This is a genomic window from Nonomuraea sp. LP-02 (assembly GCF_036289125.1).
Lineage (GTDB): Bacteria > Actinomycetota > Actinomycetes > Streptosporangiales > Streptosporangiaceae > Nonomuraea > Nonomuraea bangladeshensis.
The window spans coordinates 7896485-7914752 of sequence record NZ_JAXCLK010000001.1 but is presented as its reverse complement, the minus strand read 5'-3'; the positions used below and the strand labels follow the sequence as shown (position 1 = coordinate 7914752).

At 72.0% G+C, this 18268-nt stretch carries 19 protein-coding genes; 8 read left to right on the top strand and 11 right to left on the bottom strand.

The window, feature by feature from the left end:
* The first annotated feature begins 64 nt into the window (after positions 1–64).
* The 4 genes from SMD20_RS37170 to SMD20_RS37155 are packed head-to-tail and all read left to right on the top strand — an operon-like array spanning position 65 to position 4332.
* Complete coding sequence (locus SMD20_RS37170) at positions 65–1225, top strand: sensor histidine kinase (protein WP_329590239.1); 1161 nt, start codon at positions 65–67, stop codon at positions 1223–1225.
* Entirely contained in the window at positions 1216–1872 is a 657-nt protein-coding gene (locus tag SMD20_RS37165; protein WP_329590237.1) for a response regulator transcription factor, read from the top strand. Before SMD20_RS37170 ends, SMD20_RS37165 begins: the two co-directional genes overlap by 10 nt.
* A complete protein-coding gene (locus SMD20_RS37160; protein ID WP_329590235.1) occupies positions 1869–2645 on the top strand; it encodes a hypothetical protein in 777 nt (258 codons plus the stop codon). Before SMD20_RS37165 ends, SMD20_RS37160 begins: the two co-directional genes overlap by 4 nt.
* 40 nt (positions 2646–2685) lie before the next feature.
* The gene (locus SMD20_RS37155; protein ID WP_329590232.1) at positions 2686–4332 is read left to right on the top strand and encodes an acetolactate synthase; all 1647 of its coding nucleotides are present in this window, start codon (positions 2686–2688) and stop codon (positions 4330–4332) included.
* Positions 4333–4338: 6 nt separating this feature from the next.
* Here SMD20_RS37155 and SMD20_RS37150 read toward each other — a convergent pair whose 3' ends face one another.
* Positions 4339–5910, bottom strand: coding sequence for a serine/threonine-protein kinase (locus SMD20_RS37150; RefSeq protein WP_329590230.1), 1572 nt, complete (start codon positions 5908–5910; stop codon positions 4339–4341).
* Between the two features lie 273 nt (positions 5911–6183).
* On the opposite strand from SMD20_RS37150, the gene SMD20_RS37145 reads away from it, so the two are divergent.
* Complete coding sequence (locus SMD20_RS37145) at positions 6184–6573, top strand: thioesterase family protein (RefSeq protein ID WP_329590228.1); 390 nt, start codon at positions 6184–6186, stop codon at positions 6571–6573.
* 19 nt (positions 6574–6592) lie between these two features.
* Here the strand turns inward: SMD20_RS37145 and SMD20_RS37140 are convergent, their stop codons facing one another.
* The 7 genes from SMD20_RS37140 to SMD20_RS37110 form a co-directional block, all read right to left on the bottom strand.
* Positions 6593–6805, bottom strand: coding sequence for a biotin/lipoyl-binding carrier protein (locus SMD20_RS37140; protein ID WP_329590226.1), 213 nt, complete (start codon positions 6803–6805; stop codon positions 6593–6595).
* Positions 6806–6837: 32 nt separating this feature from the next.
* The gene (locus SMD20_RS37135) at positions 6838–8202 is read right to left on the bottom strand and encodes an acetyl-CoA carboxylase biotin carboxylase subunit (RefSeq protein WP_329590224.1); all 1365 of its coding nucleotides are present in this window, start codon (positions 8200–8202) and stop codon (positions 6838–6840) included.
* 94 nt (positions 8203–8296) lie between these two features.
* The gene (locus SMD20_RS37130; protein WP_329590222.1) at positions 8297–9592 is read right to left on the bottom strand and encodes an HD-GYP domain-containing protein; all 1296 of its coding nucleotides are present in this window, start codon (positions 9590–9592) and stop codon (positions 8297–8299) included.
* Complete coding sequence (locus tag SMD20_RS37125; protein WP_329590220.1) at positions 9589–10944, bottom strand: HD-GYP domain-containing protein; 1356 nt, start codon at positions 10942–10944, stop codon at positions 9589–9591. Before SMD20_RS37125 ends, SMD20_RS37130 begins: the two co-directional genes overlap by 4 nt.
* 193 nt (positions 10945–11137) lie before the next feature.
* Positions 11138–12079, bottom strand: a complete 942-nt coding sequence (locus SMD20_RS37120) for an NAD-dependent epimerase/dehydratase family protein (RefSeq protein ID WP_329590217.1) — start codon at positions 12077–12079, stop codon at positions 11138–11140.
* A gap of 10 nt (positions 12080–12089) precedes the next feature.
* The gene (rsrA, locus tag SMD20_RS37115; protein WP_329590215.1) at positions 12090–12356 is read right to left on the bottom strand and encodes a mycothiol system anti-sigma-R factor; all 267 of its coding nucleotides are present in this window, start codon (positions 12354–12356) and stop codon (positions 12090–12092) included.
* The gene (locus SMD20_RS37110; protein ID WP_329592803.1) at positions 12353–12958 is read right to left on the bottom strand and encodes a sigma-70 family RNA polymerase sigma factor; all 606 of its coding nucleotides are present in this window, start codon (positions 12956–12958) and stop codon (positions 12353–12355) included. The genes rsrA and SMD20_RS37110 overlap by 4 nt, the downstream gene beginning before the upstream one ends.
* A gap of 233 nt (positions 12959–13191) precedes the next feature.
* Between SMD20_RS37110 and SMD20_RS37105 the strand changes: the two genes are divergently transcribed.
* Positions 13192–13935, top strand: coding sequence for a class I SAM-dependent methyltransferase (locus tag SMD20_RS37105; RefSeq protein ID WP_329590213.1), 744 nt, complete (start codon positions 13192–13194; stop codon positions 13933–13935).
* Positions 13936–14002: 67 nt separating this feature from the next.
* Here SMD20_RS37105 and SMD20_RS37100 read toward each other — a convergent pair whose 3' ends face one another.
* Positions 14003–14335 carry a TraR/DksA family transcriptional regulator gene (locus tag SMD20_RS37100; RefSeq protein WP_329590211.1) on the bottom strand — a complete coding sequence of 111 codons (333 nt, stop codon included), beginning with the start codon at positions 14333–14335 and terminating at the stop codon, positions 14003–14005.
* 156 nt (positions 14336–14491) lie between these two features.
* The gene (locus tag SMD20_RS37095) at positions 14492–15238 is read right to left on the bottom strand and encodes an SOS response-associated peptidase (protein WP_329590209.1); all 747 of its coding nucleotides are present in this window, start codon (positions 15236–15238) and stop codon (positions 14492–14494) included.
* A gap of 106 nt (positions 15239–15344) precedes the next feature.
* Between SMD20_RS37095 and aroA the strand changes: the two genes are divergently transcribed.
* Positions 15345–16631, top strand: a complete 1287-nt coding sequence (gene aroA, locus SMD20_RS37090) for a 3-phosphoshikimate 1-carboxyvinyltransferase (protein WP_329590207.1) — start codon at positions 15345–15347, stop codon at positions 16629–16631.
* Positions 16632–16752: 121 nt separating this feature from the next.
* The gene (rsgA, locus tag SMD20_RS37085) at positions 16753–17772 is read left to right on the top strand and encodes a ribosome small subunit-dependent GTPase A (RefSeq protein ID WP_329590205.1); all 1020 of its coding nucleotides are present in this window, start codon (positions 16753–16755) and stop codon (positions 17770–17772) included.
* 3 nt (positions 17773–17775) lie between these two features.
* Here rsgA and SMD20_RS37080 read toward each other — a convergent pair whose 3' ends face one another.
* The gene (locus tag SMD20_RS37080) at positions 17776–18222 is read right to left on the bottom strand and encodes a DUF4442 domain-containing protein (protein WP_329590203.1); all 447 of its coding nucleotides are present in this window, start codon (positions 18220–18222) and stop codon (positions 17776–17778) included.
* Positions 18223–18268: the final 46 nt, after the last annotated feature.

The following is an 18268-nucleotide window of genomic DNA, read 5'->3' as shown; positions in this document are numbered from 1 at the left end:
CCACCGTCGAACGGCACACCAAACCCATTTCGCGTCCTTCCCCCCGGTCAATACCGTTGACGCCATGAAGGTCCCCCGCCCGTGGTCGGCGCGCGCCTGGCTGGACACGGCGCACGTGATGATCGGCCTGCCGGTCGCCGTGATGCTGGCCGGCTCGACGCTGGTCGCGATCGCCGTGCCGCCCGTGCTGCGAGGCGGCCTGCCGCTGTTCACGCGGCTGCAGCGCTCCCGGTTCGAGGCGTTCCTCGGGGCGCGCATCCCGCCCGTGCACACGCCGAGCAACCTGCGGAGCGCGGCCACGTGGCGGCAGATCGGCTACCACCTGCTGTCGCCGGTCGTGGGGCTGGCCGCCGCGGTCCTGGTGGCGTTCGCCTGGGGCGGGGCCGTGGTGGGGCTGCTGGCGTTCCTGCCGGACAAGATCGAGCGGCCGCCGCTGCAGTTCGAGTTCAACCTGCGCGACGGACGGGTGGTGGCGGTCTTCATGGCCGTCGGGCTCGCGCTGCTGCTGCTCGCGCCGGTGCTGGCGCGCGGGATGGCGGCGCTGGACCTGTTCGTGGCCCGTACGCTGCTCGGCCCGAGCCGTTCGGAGCTCGGGCAGCGGATCGAGACGCTGACCGAGAGCCGGGCGGGCGTGATCGACGCCGCCGACGCCGAGCGCCGCAGAATCGAGCGGGACCTGCACGACGGCGCCCAGCAGCGCCTGGTGTCGCTGGCCATGAACCTGGGGCTGGCCCGCGCCACACTCACCGACCTGCCGGATCCGGCCCGCGAGGCCATCGCACAGGCCCACGAGGAGGCCAAGCAGGCGCTGAAGGAGCTGCGGGACTTCGTCCGCGGCCTGCACCCCGCCGTGCTCAACGACCAGGGGCTGGACGCGGCGCTGTCCGGCGTCGCCGCCCGCGCCCCCTTTCCTGTCAAGCTCCGCGTCGACATCGAGCGGCGCGTCACCCCGACCATCGAGGCGGTGGCCTTCTTCATCGTGTCCGAAGCACTCACCAACATCGCCAAGCACGCCGCGGCCACGAGGGCCGAGGTGAGCGTGCGGCGCGAGCGCGACCGCCTGCACGTGCTCGTCCACGACGACGGCTGCGGCGGCGCCCGCATGGACGGCGGCACGGGCCTGCGCGGCCTGGCCCAGCGGGTCGACGCCGTGGACGGCTCGCTCCGGCTGTCCAGCCCGCTCGGCGGCCCGACCACGATCGAGGTGGACCTGCCGTGCGCGTAGTGCTGGCCGAGGACTCCGTACTGCTGCGCGAGGGGCTGATCCGGCTGCTCGACGCCGCCGGCATGGCGGTCGTGGCGGCCGTGGACGAGGCCGAGGGGCTGCTGCGGGCGGCCGAGGAGCACCGTCCCGACCTGGTCATCACCGACGTGCGGATGCCGCCCACGCACACCGACGAGGGCCTGCGGGCCGCGCTCGTGCTGCGCCGCCAGCAGCCGGGCCTGCCGGTCCTGGTGCTCTCCCAGTACGTCGAGGAGCGCTACGCCGCCCAGCTCCTCGCCTCGGCCGCGAACGGCGGCGTCGGCTACCTGCTGAAGGACCGGGTGGCGGACGTGACCGAGTTCATCGACGCGCTGCGCCGCGTGGCCTCCGGCGGCACCGCGCTCGACCCCGAGGTGGTCGCGCAGCTCATCGTGCGCGGCGACAGCCACCCCCTGGAACGCCTGACGCCCCGCGAGCACGAGGTGCTCCAGCTCATGGCCGAGGGCCGCTCGAACGCCGGCATCGGCCAGGCGCTGGTGCTCAGCGAGGGCGCGGTCGGCAAGCACATCGGCAACATCTTCACCAAGCTCGACCTGTCCCCCGCCGAGGGCGACCACCGGCGGGTGCTGGCCGTGCTCCAGTTCTTGAAGATCAGGAGCTCGCCGTGAGAGCACTCTGGCTGACCGCCGGCGCGATGGCGACCGTGCTCGCGCTCCTCTGGTCCACGGCGGCGCTCTGGACCGCCTTCGCCCGCGCCCGCGAGCCGGTCGTCACCGACCTGCGGTCGATCCCGTTCGACGGCGACACGGTGGAGATCAAGGCGACGGCCACGCCGATCAACCTGTTCATCATGCCCGGCCGGGCCGGCGAGCTGGTGATCAACCGGTCGCTGAGCTGGTCCAAGGAACGGCCGAAGGTGTCGGAGAACTGGGACCCCGCCGCCGCCACGCTGCTGCTGGGCACCGACTGCCCCGGCTCGGGCCAGCCGGACGGCTCGCACTGCCAGGCGGACTACACGGTCTTCGTGCCGCCGGAGACCGACGTGGTGGCGGGGACGACCGCCGGGGAGCTCGCCGTGCACAGCCTGTTCGGCAGCCTGCGGCTGACCTCGGTCTCGGGCGCCGTACGGCTCGACGAGGTCGCCGGGCCGGTGTGGGCGCGGACCGGCAGCGGCGACATCGACGCCGGCCGGCTCGGCGGCGAGTCCGCCGACCTGGAGACGGGCGCGGGCGAGGTGCGGGTGGCGTTCACCGGCCGGCCGACCTCCCTGCGGGCCGTGGTGCGCACCAGGGGCGACATCTCCGTCGTCGTCCCGCCCGCCCCGTACGCCGTGACGACCTTCGGCACGAACGTCACACTCAACATCGAAAGGGACACAGCCTCGCCGCGAAAGATCGAGGTCAGCACCCTCGCGGGCTCGGTGTCGGTGTGCTGCCGGTGAAGGTCTGTTTACGAGTGTGACTCGTTGGTAAGTTCCCGGCATGGAGTCTGCGAAGCATGCCGGTGACGTGGCCGTCGCCGTGTCCAAGGCCTATGGGGCCGAGACCATGTTCACCCTGTCGGGAGGGCACGTCTTCCCGCTCTACGACGGCGCGGTGCACGAGGGCATGCGCATCCTCGACGTACGCCACGAGCAGAGCGCCGTGTTCGCCGCCGAGGCGACCGCCCGGCTGACGAGGAAGCCGGGCCTCGCCGTGCTGACCGCCGGTCCCGGCATCACCAACGGCGTCAGCGGGGTCGCCACCGCGCACTTCAACGGCTCGCCGGTGGTCGTGCTCGGCGGCCGGGCGCCCCAGTCCCGCTGGGGCAGCGGCGCGCTGCAGGAGATGGACCACCCGCCGCTGCTCGACCCGATCACGAAGCTGTCGTTCACCGCGAGCGGGGCCGACTCGGTCGGCCAGGACGTCGAGATGGCCTTCCGCACGGCGGTCGCGCCGCACCGCGGCCCGGTCTTCCTCGACTTCTACATGGACCACCTGTTCGCCCCCTCCGAGCCGCACGCGGTGGAGACGCAGACGCCGTCGCCGCTGGAGCCGAACCCCGACGACCTGACCGCCATCGCCCGGCTGCTGGCCGAGGCCGAGCGTCCGGTGCTGGTCTACGGCTCCGACGTGTGGATGGACCGTGCCGAGGAGGCCGCCCGCGACTTCGCCGAGACCTGGCGGCTGCCGGTCATCCCGAACGGCCAGGGCCGCGGCATCCTGCCCGCGGGCCACGAGCTGCTCGTCACGCGCGCCCGCGGGCTCGCCTTCGCCCAGGCCGACCTGGTGGTCGTGATCGGCACGCCGCTCGACTTCCGGCTCGGCTACGGCTGGTTCGGCGGCAAGGACGGCGCCCCGCTGGCCAGGGTCGTGCACATCGCCGACGCGCCGTCGCAGCTCGCCACGCACATGCAGCCGACCGCCTCGGCCGCCGGCGACCTGTCGGTGGTGTTCTGGGGCCTCGGCGCGGCCTGCGGCGACGCCGGGGTCAAGCCGGACGCGTACGCCTCCTGGGTCTCCAAGCTCTCCGAGGCGGCCGCTGCGGCCATCGCGGGCGACGCCGAGCTGCTGGCCGCCGACGCCGACCCGATCCACCCCATGCGCATCTACGGCGAGCTCAACCGGGTCCTGGACGACGACGCCGTGGTCATCGGCGACGGCGGCGACTTCGTCTCCTACGCCGGCAAGTACGTCGAGCCGCGCCGCCCCGGCAACTGGCTCGACCCGGGCCCGTACGGCTGCCTCGGCACCGGCCTCGGCTACTCCATCGCGGCCCGCCTGGCCCGCCCGTCCTCGCAGGTGGTGCTGCTGCTCGGCGACGGCGCGGCCGGCTTCTCGCTGATGGACGTCGACACGCTCGTCCGCCATCGCCTCCCGGTCGTCATGATCTGCGGCAACAACGGCATCTGGGGCCTGGAGAAGCACCCCATGCAGCTGCTGTACGGCTACGACGTGGCCGCCGAGCTGCAGCCCAACTGCCGCTACGACCAGGTGGTCACCGCGCTCGGCGGTGGCGGCGAGCTGGTCACCGACCCGTCGGAGATCGGCCCGGCGCTGCGCAGGGCGTTCGACTCCGGCATCCCCTACATGGTGAACATCGCCACCGACCCGCAGATCGCCTACCCCCGCAACACCACGGGGGTCTGAGCGCCGCTAAGAGGTGGTCGGGCTGGCCGTCGGGCTCGGCGACGTGCAGTCGCCGTCGATGACGACCATCTTGACCACCTTGCCCACTTCGAGCATCGTCCCGCCCTTCGGTGACTGGACGGAGATCTTGCCGCAGCGCAGACCGTCCGTGGTCACCGTGTTGTTGGTGACGTACGCGTCGAACCCGGCGTCCGCGACCGCCGCCTGCGCGTCCTGGTAGCGCATGCCGACGATCTTGGGCACCTCCGCCTTCTTCACCGTGGGCGACGGCGAGCTGGAGGGGGTCTTCGAGGGGGTCGGGGTGGGCGTCGGAGTCGGCGTGGGGGTCGGGGTGGGCTCCTCCGAGGTCTCCACCGCCTGCGGCCGGGTGGTGACCGTCCTGGGGGTGGGCGAGATGGTCTTCTTGGGCTTGCGCGGCTTGGTCACCGTCGGCGTGGGCGACTCGGCGCCGTCCATGTGGGTGGGCGTGGGCTGCGGCGGGTCGGTGGTCATGCCGGTGAGCGCGACCGCCGTCGCGCCCGCGCCGAGCACCACCACGGCGGCGATGGCCGCGACCAGCCCGCCCCGGCGCGGCGCCTTGGCGGCCCGCCGCCCGCCGCGCCGCTCGGCGACCGTGGTCTGCTCCTGCGCCGGCAGCTGGGCGCCGGTCTTGTACTGCTCGTAGTGCCCGGTCTCGGCGTAGGGGCCGCCCTGCTCGTAGTGCCCGGTCTGCTGCTGGCGCTGCGGGTAGTCCGGCGGAGGCGCCATGGTGGCGCCGGTGACGGGCGCCTGGCCGGGTGACGGCTCGGGAAGAGCCGGGGCCTGTCCGCTGCCGGCGGCCCTGGCCGCGTCGCTCATGGCCCTGGCGGACGGGAAGCGCCGGGCCGGGTCCTTCGACAGCGCGATCTCGACCAGGGCGCGCACCGGCTGCGGGATGTCGGCCGGCAGCGGCGGCGGCGCCTCGCGGATGTGCTTGAGCGCGATCGTGACCGCGCTGTCACCGTCGAACGGCCGCTGCCCCACCAGGCACTCGTAGGCGACCACGCCGAGCGCGTAGATGTCCACGGCGGGTGTGACGGGCGCGCCCTCGGCCTGCTCGGGCGCGCAGTAGGCGGCCGTGCCCAGTACCATGCCGGCGTCGGTGAGCCGGTTGGCGAGGTCGGAGCGGGCGATGCCGAAGTCGGTGAGCACGAGCGTGCCGTCGCGCTGCACGAGCAGGTTGCCCGGCTTGACGTCGCGGTGCACGATGCCCTGGTCGTGGACGGCCTGCAGGGCGGAGGCCGCCTGCGCGATGAGCTCCATGGCCGCCTGTGGCGGGATGCGGCCCAGCCGGGCCAGCAGCCGGTCGAGCGGCTCGCCGTCGACGAACTTCATCACCAAATAAACGGTGTCGCCGCTCACTCCGTAGTCGTAGACGTCGACGACGCCGGAGTGGTTGATCGTGGCCATCGCTCGCGCTTCCCCCTGAAAGCGAGCGACGAAGCCGGGGTCCTGCATGCGGCCCGGAAGCAGCACCTTGACGGCGACGGTGCGGGCGAGGACGGTGTCCTCACCCCGCCACACCTCGCCCATGCCACCGGCGCCGATGCGGGTATCCAAGCGATACCGCCCCGCCAGTGTGGTTCCTTGGGCCACCATGATTCCCCCGCTACCCTCCTACCTCTGTAACCTCTCGCCCCCGCGGGTTCCCAACAAAGCGAACTTGTGTCGCGGCGAGGTAACACAGTGGTCACGGAACTCAGAGAGTGTACGACTCACCTGACCCACATGCCACTCAAATGTCTTAAGCCGTACAAACCATATCCTGGGGCCTTGTGGTGGCACTTGTCCGCGTTTCCGGGAAGTCGGCATCCCTATCGCTAGGCTGACCCCATGACGCTCGCTCCTGGTCTCCGCTCTCAACTGCTCATCATGGTCGAGATGTCGGACACCGCGAAGCGGGCCGGCAGCGGCGATGTGCCCGTGCTGGCCACGCCGCGCCTGCTCGCGCTGGCCGAGGCCGCGACCGTACAGGCGGTCGAGAAGCACCTGGCGCCCGGCGAGACCTCCGTCGGCACCCGGGTGGCGCTCGAACATCTGGCGGCCAGCCCGCTCGGCACCCACGTGCAGATCGGCGTCGAGCTGACCGAGGTGGACGGCCGCCGGCTGGTCTTCGCCTTCGAGGCCCACGACAAGCGCGGCGTCGTGGGCCAGGGGACGATCGAACGCGTCGTCGTCGACCGGCACAAGTTCCTCGCGGGCGCGCAGCGCCGCCTCGGCTGACCGGGCGGCAGTCGGGCGGCTAGTCGATGACGGCGATGAGGTCGCCTTCCTGGATCACGTCGCCCTCGGCGACCTTGAGCTGCGCGACCACGCCGTCGTCCTCGGCGAGCACCGGGATCTCCATCTTCATGGACTCCAGGATGACCAGCGTGTCGCCGTCCGAGACGGTGTCGCCCTCGCTCACGAGGACCTTCCAGACATTGGCCACCATCTCAGCGCGTACCTCAGCCACCGGGGCTCCCCTCTTTCGTCAATGTGTTCACTCTAGGCCCGTCCGCCGCGCATCCGCGCGACGAGCGCGGTGTCGTAGTCGCCGGTCACGAACGCGTCGTCGTCCAGCAGCTCGGCGCAGAACGGCAGGTTGTTCTTGGGACCCGCGATCGCGAACGCCTCGACCGCCTTGCGCCCCTTGGCCAGGGCGTCGGCGCGGTCCTCGCCGAACACGCACAGCTTGGCCATGAGCGGGTCGTAGAACGGCGTGACGGTGTTGCCCGACTCGTAGCCCGAGTCGACCCGTACGCCGTCGCCGACCGGCTCGTCCCAGGTCGTGATGACGCCGGGGCCGGGGAAGAAGCGTTTGGGGTCCTCGGCGTAGACGCGGAACTCGATCGCGTGCCCGCGGGGCCGTACGTCGAGGTCGGGGCTCTCGCCCGCCGCCACCCGCAGTTGCAGCTCGACCAGGTCGAGGCCGGTGACCAGCTCGGTGACCGGGTGCTCCACCTGGAGCCTCGTGTTCATCTCCAGGAACACGAAGTCCTGCTGGTCGGCGTCCACCAGGCACTCGACCGTGCCCGCGCCGAGATAGCCGACCGCCTCGCCGGCCCGCACCGCGGCGGCCAGCATGCGCTCGCGCAGCTCGGGGGTGATGCCGGGGGACGGCGACTCCTCGACGACCTTCTGGTGGCGGCGCTGCACCGAGCAGTCGCGCTCGCCGAGCGCCAGCACCCGGCCGTCGGGCAGGCCGAGGATCTGCACCTCGACGTGGCGGGCCCGCTCGATGTAGCGCTCGATCAGCACCGCGGGGCCGTCGAGCGCGTCGCCGGCGAACCTGGACGCCGCCCGCGCCGCCTGCTCGTACGCCTTGGCCAGCGCCTCGTCGTCGTGCGCCACGCTCATGCCGATGCCACCGCCGCCGCCCGCGGTCTTGACCATGACGGGGTAGCCGATGCGCTCGGCGGCCCGCAGCGCGAGCGACAGGTCGGTGACCGGCTCGCGGGTGCCCGCGGCGACCGGCACGCCGGCGGCCTCCATGAGGTTCCTGGCGTTGATCTTGTCGCCCATGCGGTCGATGGCCTCGGGCGACGGCCCGATCCAGGTCATCCCGGCCGCGACCACGGCGCGGGCGAAGGCGGCGTTCTCCGAGAGGAACCCGTAGCCGGGGTGGATCGCCCGCGCTCCGGTGGCGCGGGCCGCCTCCAGCACCTTGGCGACGTCGAGGTAGCTCTGCGCGGGGTTGGCGGGGCCGAGCAGCACGGCTTCGTCGGCCTCCCGTACGAACGGCAGGTCGGCGTCGGCCTCCGAGTGCACGGCGATGGCCCGCAGGCCCATCCGTTTGACCGTGCGGATGATCCGGCGCGCGATCTCCCCTCGGTTGGCGATCAGAACGGGTCCGAACGTCTCAGTCAGCACGCGGATTACCCTATGGCCGCGGGCGGCTTTTCCCCTTTCGCCCGAAACCACCGATCCGGTGGAGCCGATCTGTAGGAACCCCACAATGGGGTCGTCAGAGCCGGCCCCGGTCGATCACCCGGGCCAGCGCCTCCAGCGCGTGCGGGTCGTACGCGCCGCCCGGCGCGCAGCGGACGCGCTCCAGCGCCGCGCCCGCCCGGTCGCGGTCGGTCGAGGGGCCCACCAGGTCGTCGTAGGCGTTGGCGACCTTGATGATCCGGCTGGACAGCGGCGGGTCGGCGGAGATCGGGTCGCACTGCCGCCGGACCACCTCGGCCACCCGGTCGAGCACGCCGGTCTGCCTGATGACCTCGGCGCCCAGCTCGGCGATGCGGCGGGCCTGCTCGGGCTCGGTGAGCACGGTCGCGCCGCCGGGGATCGGATCGCGCAGCGAGAGCTGCCCGATGTCGTGCATCAGGGCCGCGTACTCCAGCTCCAGCAGCTCGGGCTCGGACATGCCCAGCTCCCTGCCGACGGCCACGGCGAGGCGGCTCACCCGGCGCGAGTGACCGGGCTCGACGTAGCCCCCGACCTCGGTGACCCGCGACAGCGCGCGCACGGTCTGCAGGTAGGTCGCCCGGATGCCGGCGTATTTACGGAAGGCCACCTGCGTGACCAGCAGCGGCGCGGCGAACACCAGCAGCGCGACGAGGTCCATGCTGTGGGTGGCGAGCGCCAGCAGCACGCCGGAGGCGGCCACGGCGGCGCCGAGCGGGAAGGCCATGTTGAGCTCGTCGCGCACCGCCACCCGGAACGCGGTGCGCACCTGCTCGGCCCGCAGCCAGGCGGCGATCAGCACGTCGACCAGCAGGTTGACGGCGATGAGGGTGACCATCACGGCGAGCGCCGGCCACCAGGTGCTGGTGGGCGGCTCGGTCATCCGGCGGAGCGGATCGGCCAGCGGGCGGAAGGCGAAGGCCAGCAGCGCGCCGGTGAGGAGCCTGCGGGCCATCGCGTCCAGCCGGGGCGGGCGGCCCACGGCCAGATGGGGCGCGGCACCCGCCGCCATGCCGACCGCGATCACCGCCACGACCTGCAGCGCGGAGTGGGTCAGCGGGTTCTGGCTGAGGTCGAGCAGCAGGGTGTAGCCGAGCGCGGCCGCGGCCCCGATGGGCGCGACCTCCCGGTTGCCCGGCATGGTGAGCCTGGCCAGCTCGCCGACCGCGATCAGCGCGCCGAACCCGACGGCGATCTCCGGCCGGTCGAGCCCGACGGTGGCGGTGTGGGCCACGCCCGCCACTGCGACCAGGCCGGCCGCGCAGATGAGCAGCAACTGGCCCGAGTCGAGCCTGCGCAGGACGGTGCTGAACGAGCGTCCCGTGGTCCGTGCGACACGTCCGGTGGCGATCATGATCCGGTCACGACCTGGATGGGTGTGGTGGGGTCGTCGTGGTCCTTGATGGGCGTGGCGACGGCCTCGGGCGGCGGCGGGTCGACCCGGCGCGGCGGCTGCCACGGCTCGCGTTCGAGCGCCCGGATGAAGGCGTCGACCATGACGGGGTCGAAGTGGGTGCCCGCGCTCTTGCGCAGCTCCTCGACGGCGACGGGCACCGGCCGCGCCCCGCGGTAGGAGCGGTCGGAGGTCATCGAGTCGAACGCGTCGGCGACCGCGATGACCTTGGCGAACTCGGGGATCTCGTCGCCCGCGAGGCCCATCGGGTAGCCGGTGCCGTCGTGCTTCTCGTGGTGGTGCATGATGCCGGCGTAGGCCTCGTCGAGGAAGCCGATGCCCCGGACGATCTCCAGGCCGCGCATCGGGTGGAGCTGGATCGCGGCGAACTCCTCCTCGGTGAGCGGCCCGTCCTTCTGCAGCACCTTGGTGGGCACGCCGAGCTTGCCGACGTCGTGGAGCATGCCGGCGTAGCGGATCGCCCGCACCCGCTCCAGGCCCATGCCGATCTCCTGCGCGATCATCGAGGAGGCCTTCGAGACGCGCGTGCAGTGGCCCCGCGTGTAGTAGTCCTTGGTCTCCACGGCCTGGCACAGGGCGGCGATGGTGGCGTCGTACGAGCGCTGCTGCGCGTGATACTGCCCGAACGCCCACCGCGCCACGAACAGCGGCAGCAGCACCAGCACCGCCGAGATCGACTGCACGGTCGCCCAGAGCCCGGCCACGAGCAGCCCGAACGTGCCGTAACCCAGATAGGACAGCAGGAACTGGGCCATGCCCCGCATCGGCACCTCGGTGTCCCGCACCCCAGTGGCCAGCGCGATCATGGTGAGCGTGAGCACGATGTTGAGCGGCACGTAGACGGCGGTGGCCGCGGCGTAGGGCCCGATGAGCTCGTCGAAGGCGTTGACCTGGGGGACGCCCACCCGCCCGTCGAGCGCGAGGTAGACCTCCCCGGCCGCGTAGCCGCAGATGGCGAACTGCGCGCCGTTGAAGAGGCGTTTGATCAGCGGCAGCCCCGGCCGGACGCTCAGCACCGCGGTCAGCCCCACCAGGGCCGCGCCCTCGGGGCCGATGAGCACCACGGCCGCGAGCGAGGCGGAGAAGCTGACCGACACCGCGAACTGCTCCACGTTGAGCAGCGTGGGCATCGACTCGCAGACGAGGAACAACAGCGCGAGCACCAACAGGACGTCGAGGTCCTCGGTGGCCACGGGCGCGCCGGAGACGACCGCGGCGCGGGCGATGAGCGCGGCCGCCGCGCCGATGACGGCGACCAGGTAGACCCTCGCGGGCCACGGCAGGTCACGCATGCGGCTCCCCTCCGGCGTCGTCAGGTCCAGGACACGCCTGGAGGCGTCACGCCACCGGCCCGCGCAGGCGTCCGGGCGACCGTCACCTTCACCATGCGATGCCTCCACGTCGACTTCTGGGATTCAACGCTACAGAAGACGACGCGGCCACACCGGCGGGCCGGAGAATCGCAAGCAAAGCGTAATCAAGCCACTACATGCGGCGATGCGCGCGCGCCCACTCGACGGTCTGCTTGATGCCGGTCGCGAGGTCGGTGCGCGGCTCCCAGCCGAGCCCGACCTGGGCGGGCACCGGGTCGACGGCCATGGCGGGCAGGTCGCCGAGCCGCGCGGGGGCGAAGCCCGGCTTGTCGGGCGCGCCGGCGGCGTCGGCGATCAGCGAGTGCAGGCGGCGGTCGGTGGTCTGGATGCCCGTGCCGAGGTTGAACCTGCGGCCGTCGCCACGCTGGCCGCAGGCGCGGGCGAAGCCGTCCACGACGTCCTCGACGAAGACGTAGTCGCGGGTCTGCGTGCCGTCGCCGAAGACGACCGTCGGCGTGCCGTTGAGCAGGGCGTCGGTGAAGATCGACACGACGCCGGCCTCGCCCTCGGGCGACTGGCGGGGGCCGTAGACGTTGGAGAGCACCAGCGTGGTGTACTCGATGCCGTGCAGGGCGCGGAAGGTGGCGAGGTAGGTCTCGCCGCTCAGCTTGGAGGCCGCGTACGGCGAGCGCGGATCGGTCGGCGCGTCACCTGGCACCGGGATGGTGGCCGGCCGCCCGTAGACCGCCACGGACGAGGCGAAGACCACCTTGCGTGCGCGGCCCTCGTGCGCCGCCTCCAGGACGCGGGCGGTGCCCTCGACGTTGACGGAGGCGTCGTGCACCGGGTCGGCGACGCTCCTGCGCACGCTGATCTGCGCGGCCAGGTGGCAGATGACCTCCGGCTGCACCTCGGCGGCCAGGCCCACCAGGGCCGGCTCGCGCACGTCGAGGACGTGCAGCCGGAACCGCTCGCTCCCGGCCGCCCCGGTCAGGTTGTCCCTGCTGCCGGAGGACAGGTCGTCCACGACATGGACCTCGTGACCGTCGGCAAGCAGCCGATCGACGAGGTTCGATCCGATGAACCCGGCACCCCCGGTGACCAACACGCGCATGGGGAGCATCCTAGTCGGCGAGCTCGGCTCTCACCTGTGCGATTCGGTCCAGCACTTTCGAGCGCAGGTCTGCGGGGATGGGATCGCAGCCGCAATGTTTGGCTACGAGCGCCTTGACCGCTTTGTCGAGGTCGTACTCCTTCAGACACGGGCTGCACTCGTCGAGGTGCACGCGGATCTCGACGACGTCGTGCTCGGTCAGCTCGCCGTCGAGATAGGCGTAGACCTTGTCGAGCACCTCGCGACAGTCCGTGTCATGTGGGTTGCCACAGCTCATTTCGATTCCTCCGCCGGGACCAGGCCGCGCTCGCGGGCGTAGTCCTCAAGGAGTCCCCGCAGCTGCCTGCGCCCCCTGTGCAGCCTCGACATCACGGTGCCTATGGGAGTGCCCATGATGTCGGCGATCTCCTTGTAGGGAAAGCCTTCGACGTCGGCCAGGTAGACCGCGATCCTGAACTCCTCGGGCAACGCCGCGAGGGCCTGCTTGATGTCGCCGTCGGGCAGGTGCTCCAGCGCCTCGACCTCGGCCGACTTCAGGCCGCTCGAGGTGTGGGACTCCGCCCGCGCGAGCTGCCAGTCCTCGATCTCCTCGGTGCCGGACTGCTTGGGCTCGCGCTGCTTCTTGCGGTAGCTGTTGATGAAGGTGTTCGTGAGGATCCGGTAGAGCCACGCCTTGAGGTTGGTGCCCTGCTGGAACTGATGGAACGACGCGAACGCCTTGGCGAAGGTCTCCTGAAGGAGGTCTTCCGCGTCCGCGGGATTTCGGGTCATCCGGAGCGCGGCGCTGTAGAGCTGTTCGAGATACGGCATGACGTCGCGTTCGAATCGCTCGCTCCGCTGCTCCAGCGTCTCCGCGCCTGTCGCGGGCACCGGACCCACCCCCCTAAGATCACCGGTGGCCGGCTGCTGCGGGCCACCGTACTCGGGGAAGGATACCCGCTGGCCCAGGGCGGGCCTGGCATCGGGGAGGGGCGCTGCCAATGTGAGCATGCTCGTCGCAACATCCCCGCGCCCCCGTCTGTTCCCGCAAGATAGAAGGTACGAAGGACCCGGTGCGGGGAACGTCATACGTACCGGCTGGTAGCCCTTTTTCCGTCACCCAGGAGTCGCGTGTGCTGCCCATTCCGGCCGAGGAACTCAACGGCTCAGGGACGCTCGGGCCGTACTGGACGTTCTACCGCGCCGTCGCCGCCGAACAACTCAACCGCTGGCTTCCCGCCGACCCCTCCGTGATCCTCGACCTGTCCGGCGGCCGGGGGCGCTGGTCCGGGCAGGCGGCGAGGGCCGGGCACAAGGTGATCGAACTGCTGGACTTCCGCCGTACCGTGGACGCGCAGTCCCGGTTGCGGGACGCTGACCGGGTTCGTCATATACGCGCCGATGATCTGGCGTTCCTCCCCGACGCGAGCGTGGACGCGGTGCTCGCCGAGGAGCGCGTGATGTCGATCGAGCTCATGGCGGAGTCGGCCATGAGCGACGTCGCCCGGGTGCTGCGGCCGGGCGGCCGGGCGCTGGTGTGCGTCGACTCGCTGGTCCTCGGCATGGCGATCCTGGCCGAGCAGGAGCAGTGGCAGCACCTGCGGCAGACCGGCGAGGTCATGCTCGTGCCCTGGCCCGACGGCAGCATCACGCGCTGCTTCAGCAGCGGGCAGTTGCGCGAGCTGCTGATCGGCGCCGGCCTCGAGGTGGAGTGGGTGCGGCCGCGCACGGTGCTGTCGCCGTCCACGGTCGACCACGTGCTCGGCTCCGACGCGCGCTCACTGACCTGGCTCGTCCGCACGGAGCTGGAGGCCCACCCGGACGACGACGACACCGTGGGCATCCACCTCGTGGCCAGCGCGAGGAAGAAGGGCTGACGCCCTCAGGGGGTGACCGCCGTTCTTCGTGGCCGGCGGCGCTCCCCCAGGGCTGGGGCAGCCTCCTTCAGCGGCGCCGCTCCCGCTTGCCCTGGCACTCGACGCATCTGGCGGCCTCCGGCCGCGCCTCCAGGCGGCCTTCGGGCACCGGTCTGGCGCAGTCGACGCAGCGGCCGTACACGCCTTCCTCCAGGCGCTTGAGCGCCTGCACGACGGCGGCGCGCTGCGTCCCCGCCACGGTCAGCATGGCGCGGGCACGATCGGCGTCGGTCAGGTCGGAGCCGGCGTCGGCCGCGTGGTGCTCGCGCACCGCGACCGGGTCTCCCTGCAGAACGGCGATTGAACGGTCCAGTTCGGCCAGCATGTCTTCCAGCCGCTCACGAGCGGTCGTGACGTCCACGAATCCGCACCTCCGGGTGAAAGGAAGCAGCCGTGGCGAGAACTCCCCGGCTGTTCCGCCCGGTGCAGTCAAAGGGGCATGTGCGGCGGTGACCTCGAGTAAACGAATGCACGCGCTTTCCTCACCGGATGCCCATTTACCGCACTTCCTACACCTTCAGAAAAGGGCGGTCTCCTCTTGTTCGGGGAGAGGTTTGATGAGGTCGGGCCCATTGTTTCTGACGTTGTTGACATCGGTCGACACCGCGTACGCGGTGAGCCGCCCCTGCTCGGCCGGCACCAGCAGCCGGGTGGCCTCGGCGGGGTCGGTGAGCTTGGGATCGAGCCATTCGGCCCAGCGCTCCCGCTCGATCATCATGGGCATCCTGTCGTGGATGCGGCCCAGCTGGTCCTCGGCGTCGGTGGTGATCACGGTGCAGGTGACGAGCCATTTGAGCGGGTCGTCGTCGGCGCGCGAGGGGTCCTTCCAGAACTCGTACAGGCCGGCCATCGCCAGCACCCCGCCGTCGGCCGGATGAATGTAGTAGGGCTGTTTCTTGCGCTTCTCGCCCTCGACCGGCATCCATTCGAAGTAGCCGTCGGCCGGCAGCAGGCACCTGCGCTTGGCGAACGCCCGGCGGTAGGACGGCTTCTCCGCCACCGTCTCGATCCTGGCGTTGATCATGCGCGAGCCGATCGACGGGTCCTTGGCCCAGGCCGGCACCAGGCCCCATTTGACGACCCTGAGCTGCCGCACCGCGCGATCGCCCTCGCCGTGCACCCGGTCCATGATCGCGTAGACGTTCTTGGTGGGCGCGACGTTGTAGTCGGGGCCGAGCTCCTTGTCGGGCTCGCCGTCCAGCTCGACCTGGAACTCCTCCAGGAGCTCGTGCTTCTTGCGCGCCGAGGCGTATCTACCGCACATGACCCCACCCTGCCACGCGACGCCGACACCTACGCCTTCCCGCCGCGTGTTCACCGTCGTCCACAGGTGGTGACCCCGGCCCGTCACGCCCGGATAGGCTTTGACCATGTCCGTTCCGCACTGGCCCGCGCCCACCGCCGCCGCGCCCGTCAGCGCCGCCGTGCCGCTGCCCGGCAGCAAGTCGGTGACCAACCGCGCACTTGTCCTGGCCGCGCTCGCCGAGGGTCCCGGCGTGGTGCGCAGGGCCCTGCGCAGCCGCGACGCCGACCTCATGGTCGCCGCGCTGCGCGCGCTCGGCGCCCGGCTTGAGCCGTCCGCCGAGACCCCGGCGAGCGTCGACTGGCACGTCACGCCCGGCCCGATCCGCGGCGGCGCGGCGGTCGACGCCGGCCTCGCGGGCACGGTCATGAGGTTCGTGCCGCCGATCGCCGCGCTGGCCGACGGGCCGGTCTCCTTCGACGGCGACCCGCACGCCCGCAAGCGCCCGATGGGCCCCATCCTCGACGCCCTGCGGGCGCTCGGCGCGCGCGTCGACAACGACGCGCTGCCGTTCACCATCAGCGGGCCGCTGACCGGCGGCGAGGTCACGCTCGACGCCTCGGGCTCCTCGCAGTTCGTGTCGGGGCTGATGCTGTCGGCCGCGCGCTTCGCCAAGGGCGTCACGATCCGGCACGCCGGGCCGCCGGTGCCCTCCCAGCCCCACATCCGGATGACCGTGCAGATGCTCAGGGCGGCCGAGGTCGCGGTCGACGACAGCGAGCCCGACGTGTGGCGGGTCGAGCCGGGGCCGATCGCGGCGCGCGACGTCACGGTGGAGCCCGACCTGTCCAACGCGGCGCCGTTCCTCGCCGCCGCGCTCGTCACGCGCGGCACGGTCACCATCCCCGCCTGGCCGCGCGTCACCACCCAGCCGGGCGACGCGCTGCGCGGCCTGCTCACGTCCATGGGCGCCACTGTCGCCCGCGACGAGCACGCCGACGCCGCCGACCTCGTGGTCACCGGCACCGGCGAGATCACCGGCATCGACGCCGACCTGCGCGAGGTCGGCGAGCTCACGCCCACCATCGCCGCCCTGGCCGCGCTCGCCACCACGCCCACCCGCATCCGCGGCGTGGCCCACCTGCGCGGCCACGAGACCGACCGGCTGGCCGCGCTGGCCACCGAGATCAACCGCCTCGGCGGCGACGCCGAGGAGACCGGCGACGGGCTGATCATCCGCCCCCGCCCGCTGCACGGCGGCGTCTTCCACAGCTACGACGACCACCGCATGGCCACGGCCGGCGCGGTGATCGGCCTGCGGGTGCCCGGCGTCGAGGTGGAGAACATCGCGACGACCGCCAAGACCCTGCCGGAGTTCGTCCGCATGTGGGCGGCCATGCTGGAGTCCCGGTGACCAGGCGGGCTGGTTTCGCGACCAGCGCTCGGGGCACCTCGCAGAGGACCCGAAGGAAGGACCTCACGCACATGGGAGCGGACCGCTGAGAAAGCGGGAATACGACGAGGACGACGTACGGGTGAGGCCGGGCAAGGGCTCGCGGCCGCGCACCCGCATCCGTCCTGCGCACGAGGACGCCGTCGAGGGCTTCGTGGTCGCCGTCGACCGGGGCCGCTACACCATCCTGGTCGAGCCCGACCGCGCCAAGGGCTCGGCGCAGAAACGCAAGCAGCAGCACCAACGCCGGCTCGTGGTCGCCATGAAGGCCCGCGAGCTGGGTCGCAAGGGCATCGTGGTCGGCGACCGGGTGGCGCTGGTGGGCGACGTGTCGGGCCGGCCCGACACGCTGGCGCGGGTGGTGCGGGTGGAGCCGCGCACCTCGATGCTCCGCCGTTCGGCCGACGACACCGAGGACACCGACGGCATCGAGCGCCCGATCGTGGCCAACGCCGACCAGCTCGTGATCGTCACCGCGCTCGCCGATCCGCCGCCCCGGCCGCGGATGATCGACCGCATCCTCGTGGCGGCGTTCGACGCCGAGATCGACACCCTGCTCTGTCTCACCAAGTCCGACCTCGCCCCGCCCGACGGCCTCGTGGCCCTGTACGAGCCGCTGGGCGTCTCGCACGTCGTCGTCCACAAGGGCGGCTCGCTCGACGAGCTGCGCGAGCACCTGACCGGCCGGATCAGCGTCCTGGTCGGCCACTCGGGGGTCGGCAAGTCGACCCTGGTCAACGCCCTGGTCCCCGACGCCAACCGGGCCGTCTCCCAGGTCAACGCGGTCACCGGCAGGGGCCGGCACACCTCCACCTCGGCGGTGGCCCTTGAGCTGCCGGAGGGCGGCTGGATCATCGACACGCCGGGGGTGCGCAGTTTCGGCCTGGCCCACGTGTCGGTGGAGACGGTGCTGGCCGCCTTCCCCGACCTGGTGGAGGGCACGGTTGACTGCCCCAAGGGCTGCACGCACCTGGCCGACGGCTGCGCGCTCGACGCCTGGGTGGCCGCGGGCAACGCCGATCCCGCCCGGCTGGAGTCGCTGCGCCGCCTGCTGTCCAGCCGCGAAGGCGCGCTCGACGACGCCGCCGAACGCGCCACGTGACGATCAGCGCCGGTGGGGCCGCAGCGTCCAGGTGATGGCGACCGTGGAGACGAGGACGCCGTCGCCGTCCGTCAGCTCCACCGCCACGTCGAACTCCGGCCGCCCGCCCGCGTCGAGCTCGGCGACCACCGCCTCCCGCGTGGCCAGCAGCCGGGCCTCCGCGCACACCTCGCCCTTGGCGAACTTGCGGTACTCCACCCTGGCGCCGGTGGTGAGCGGCACGGCCCGGCCGAGCTCGTCCCCCAGCAGCGAGAGCATCGCCGCCCCCGAGGCCGTCTCGGCCAGCGTGAACAGCGCTCCGGCGTGCGGTCCCGCCACGTGGTTGTGCACGTCCTCGCGGTCGGGCAGCCGGCAGACCGCCCGCCCGTCGCTCACCTCGTCGAAGACGATTCCCACGGTCCGGGCGAAGGGGACGGTTTCCAGCAGCAATGCACCAACATCCAACGACATATCCGCATGCTACCGGCGAGTAACGAGAAGGGCGGTTACCAGAAAA